This window comes from Litorivivens sp. (assembly GCF_041625495.1).
Taxonomy (GTDB): domain Bacteria; phylum Pseudomonadota; class Gammaproteobacteria; order Pseudomonadales; family Spongiibacteraceae; genus Litorivivens.
In genome coordinates this window covers 1-3899 of record NZ_JBFJTH010000246.1, presented here as the reverse complement: position 1 = coordinate 3899, position 3899 = coordinate 1, and the positions used below count along the sequence as shown (strand labels likewise).

Sequence of the window (3899 nt, the reverse complement as noted above, 5' to 3'; positions counted from 1 at the left end):
CCCTGTCCTATACGATTTTTGATGTAACAGAAACGGCGCAGCCACAGAACGACCCTGTCGCGGCGCGTTAAAAACGAGTTTTCTCAAAAGAGAACGGAGAAACAAAATGGCAAGTCAAGGCAACACGGCGCACGAAGTGTACTACGTGCCCGAGAGCAGCAAACTCGCTGTGTGTGCGACTATAGGCCTGGTGCTGACTATCTTCGGTGCTGCCAGCGGCATCAACGACGGCACTTTTGGCGATCCGAATGAGTCCACCAATTCCTGGTTTATTTTCTGGGTAGGTCTGGCCTTCTTTGCGGCTACCCTCTTCGTGTGGTTCAGCACCGCGATCAAAGAAAACATTGCGGGCAAAAACAGTGCCCAGCTGAAGCGTTCTTACGCTATTGGCATGCAGTGGTTTATTTTTTCCGAGGTGATGTTTTTCTTCGCCTTCTTCCTGGCATTGTTCTACATTCGCTGGTTTGCCGCTCCCTGGTTGGGTGGTGAGGGTGAAGCCGGACGGTCTAACTACCTGCTGTGGGGCGATTTCACCTATTCTTGGCCGCTGATGCAGACACCGCAAGACGCGATCGGTGGTGTTGCCAATCAGGTAATGGCTAACAACGGTGAGTTCTCCGGTCCCGAGCGCAGCATGGCGTTCCCTGGATTCGGTGAAATCTTCAAGTGGCTGCCCTTCTACAACACTGTGATCCTGCTGACTTCTTCTGTGACCGTTCACTGGGCTCACCACGCCCTGCTGCACGACAACCGCAAGAAATTCCATCAGTGGCTGACCGTTACGGTTCTGCTGGGTGTGGTGTTCGTCGGCTTGCAGTTGCTGGAATACTACGAAGCCTATGCTCACTACGGCCTGACACTGGAAACCGGTGTTTACGGCACCACCTTCTTTATGCTGACGGGCTTCCACGGCTTCCACGTAGCCATGGGTATGATCATGCTGCTGATTCAGTTGCTGCGCAGCGTCATTGGTGGGCACTTCACTAAAGATGACCACTTTGGTTTTGCCGCGTCCAGCTGGTACTGGCACTTTGTTGATGTGGTTTGGATCTTCCTGATGCTGGTGGTCTACATCTTCTAAAGATGTGATCCGAAGGTAGTATCTTAAGGCCCGGGCACGGAAGTGCTTGGGCCTTTGTTTTGTTGGTCGAACGTTAGTGCTTACGCCTGCAGTTGAGCGTTAGCAAATGAGAACGCAGTTACCCTTGAATCGGCAATGCTAACTTGGGAGGCAATGGCGGCAGATGATCGTGTGGCAAGCGCCTAACGACCGACGTCAGGCTCAGAGTTTTCAATCGGCTCAAGCTTGTGACGGTCCCACGGAGCGCCAAATTGCAGCTGACCGGTCTGGATGCCGTAGGCGATAAGCGCTAACAGGCTGCCTGCCAGCACAACCCGTACTCCCAGGGCATACCACTGGCGTTTTTTACTGTCACCCTGATCTTTGACGAGAAAGGTCAGACCCGTAAACAGGCTGATAACCACGCCAATAAACAGGATGACAATGGCAATTTTGAGTCCCATAGCGATAATACCCCCGGTTGAATGCGGGCAGTATACACAATCGCTGGGAGTGAACCCATGAAGCTGACAGCGCTGCGCAAGAACTGGCCATTGGCATTGTTAGTAGCGTTTATTGTGCCGGTACTGTTGACGCTTGGCTTCTGGCAACTGCAGCGCGCTCAGGACAAACAGCAGGTGCTGCAACAGCAGCAGGCTCAGCAAATGTTGCCGCCGCTAGTGCTCAACAACGTGAGAGCAGACTTGCCGGAATTCCGGGCGGTAACCATCCGCGGGCGGTTTGATCCAGTGCGCTATTGGCTGTTGGAAAACCGGATACACAATGGGCAATACGGGTTTGAAGTGGTGAGCCCGTTTGAGCTGGAAAATGGTGATACGGTGCTGGTGCATCGTGGCTGGCTGGCGGGCGATCGAGGGCGTCGCCTGTTACCCGAAGTTCAAACACCCGATGGGTTGATCACATTGACCGGTTTCCTGGATCGGGGTGGCGCGAGTGGGTTTTCCCTCGGCGAGGAGGAAACCGGTGAGGGTTGGCCCAAGCGTTTGCAGTGGTTGCCGATAGCGCGCGCGGAGCAACATCTCGGTAAGCCCCTCCCGAACTTGTTGCTGCGATTGGAACGAGGACAGCCGGGCATGTATACGCCCACCTACAGCGCGGTTAATATGCCGCCCGAAAAACATACCGGTTATGCGGTGCAGTGGTTTGGCATGGCTGCGATCATTATTGCGTTATTTGGCTGGCACCTGTGGCGCCAGCTAAGCACATCAGGAGAGCGTACGTGAGTAACTCTGGCAACAACAGTTCATCCAAGTTGGTGTTTTCACTTATCGTGGGGATTCCCCTGCTGGTTATTGCCTTCTCAAGCCTGCTGTATATGTTGGCCAATCGCGATGTAGTGTCGCTGGGCACTGTGAACAATGGCACCCTGATACAGCCGCCTTTGCAAATCGACAAGCTGGCGCCGACACATCGGAACGGCGAGCCGGTCGCATTCAACGAAATAGATTCCCTGTGGCAGTTTGTTGTGATTGGCGACGGCTACTGTGAAGCCAACTGCGAAGCCATGTTGTATCTCACGCGCCAGACTCATACCGCGCTGGGTAAGAAGATGGGTCGGGTGGGTCGTATGTATCTCAATACCGACAAGGAATTTGGCGCCCAACTCGATCAGTTGTTGATCGACGAGCATGAGAAATTGACTTCGGCCTTTATCGATGGCGCCGCGTTTCGCGCCTCAAACCTGCCGCTTGGCGATGAGGCTCGTGGCTTTTATGTGGTTGACCCGAAGGGTTGGGTGATGATGTTTTACCAGCTGCCGGATCTGGAGCAAGAAACACTGACCAGTATGGGTAAGTTGGTGATCAAAGATATGAAGCGCCTGCTGCGCTAAGCGAATGTTTGCTGGGGAGACGGACATGAGTCAGACAAAACCTGGATATCGCCTGACCTTGCTGGCTTGCGCGCTGGCGGTTGTTGTTGTTGGCTTGGGCGCGTTTACCCGGCTGGTAGACGCCGGACTGGGCTGCCCGGATTGGCCAACCTGCTATGGCCATGTGCTGTGGCCTGACAGTCACGAAGAAATCAGTGCGGCAAATGCGCACCCCGACTTTGTCGATACCCCGGTGGAAACTGACAAGACCTGGCCGGAACAGGTTCATCGCCTGTTTGCTTCAAGCCTGGGACTGCTGGGTTTGATCATTCTCGGGGTGTCGCTGAAAAATCGACCTGCGGCGCACCCCTGGAAGGGCATTGTGGCGCTACTGGCGATACTGTTTTCGGGCACCGTGGCGCGCATTATTTTCGGCGATGGCCTCGATCCCTATCTGTGGAAACTGGTGGCGCTTTATTTTGGCTGGCTCGGCTGGCTGGCTTTAAAGCAGGGCAACAGCGATGGTCAGCCGGTGAAGCTGCCGGCCTTTATCGCAGGCTTTATCATTCTGCAGGGCCTGTTTGGCATGTGGACCGTCACGCTGAAATTGTGGCCACAGGTGGTGACCGCTCACCTGTTGGGCGGGTTTACGGTATTTGCCCTGTTGTGGCTACTGGCGCTGCGCCTGCGCAATCAACGTTGGCAAATTCGGGCGCATAGCATGGCGGCGGTTCGGGGTTTGCGCTCTTTTGCCTTTGCCGCTCTGTTGGTGGTGGTTGCTCAGATTGCTTTGGGCGGCTGGACAACCTCAAATTACGCGGCCGTTGCCTGCCCGGATTTACCTACGTGTCAGAACGCTTGGTGGCCGGAAACCAACTTTGCTGCAGGCTTTAACCTGTTTCAGCACATTGGTCCCAATTACCTCGGCGGCACCATGGATAACGCGGCGCGGGTTTCTATTCACCTTTCGCATCGCATTGGCGCCATTATCACGACCCTGGTGCTACT

At 54.8% G+C, this 3899-nt stretch carries 5 protein-coding genes; 4 read left to right on the top strand and 1 reads right to left on the bottom strand.

Translation table 11 applies throughout. The features are described 5' to 3' along the window. Positions 1-106: 106 nt before the first annotated feature. On the top strand, positions 107-1081 hold the full coding sequence (locus tag ABYP39_RS17840; RefSeq protein ID WP_372747309.1) for a cytochrome c oxidase subunit 3: 975 nt from the start codon (positions 107-109) through the stop codon (positions 1079-1081). A 182-nt stretch (positions 1082-1263) separates the two neighbouring features. Here ABYP39_RS17840 and ABYP39_RS17835 read toward each other — a convergent pair whose 3' ends face one another. Beyond that, complete coding sequence (locus ABYP39_RS17835) at positions 1264-1524, bottom strand: DUF2909 domain-containing protein (protein ID WP_372783947.1); 261 nt, start codon at positions 1522-1524, stop codon at positions 1264-1266. Positions 1525-1581: 57 nt separating this feature from the next. Between ABYP39_RS17835 and ABYP39_RS17830 the strand changes: the two genes are divergently transcribed. From ABYP39_RS17830 to ABYP39_RS17820, 3 genes are all read left to right on the top strand, one after another. Further along, on the top strand, positions 1582-2304 hold the full coding sequence (locus ABYP39_RS17830; RefSeq protein WP_372747311.1) for an SURF1 family protein: 723 nt from the start codon (positions 1582-1584) through the stop codon (positions 2302-2304). Further along, positions 2301-2912 carry a hypothetical protein gene (locus ABYP39_RS17825; protein WP_372747312.1) on the top strand — a complete coding sequence of 204 codons (612 nt, stop codon included), beginning with the start codon at positions 2301-2303 and terminating at the stop codon, positions 2910-2912. The genes ABYP39_RS17830 and ABYP39_RS17825 overlap by 4 nt, the downstream gene beginning before the upstream one ends. Before the next feature lie 25 nt (positions 2913-2937). Then, positions 2938-3899 (top strand): heme A synthase (locus ABYP39_RS17820; protein WP_372783945.1); only part of this gene is annotated, 962 nt, incomplete at its 3' end.

What these genes read in the sequence shown, in the direction of transcription:
- ABYP39_RS17830 (WP_372747311.1), top strand. Translation starts at nt 1,582, where the DNA reads ATGAAGCTGACAGCGCTGCGCAAGAACTGGCCATTGGCATTGTTAGTA.
- ABYP39_RS17840 (WP_372747309.1), top strand. Translation starts at nt 107, where the DNA reads ATGGCAAGTCAAGGCAACACGGCGCACGAAGTGTACTACGTGCCCGAG.
- ABYP39_RS17835 (WP_372783947.1), bottom strand. Translation starts at nt 1,524, where the DNA reads ATGGGACTCAAAATTGCCATTGTCATCCTGTTTATTGGCGTGGTTATC.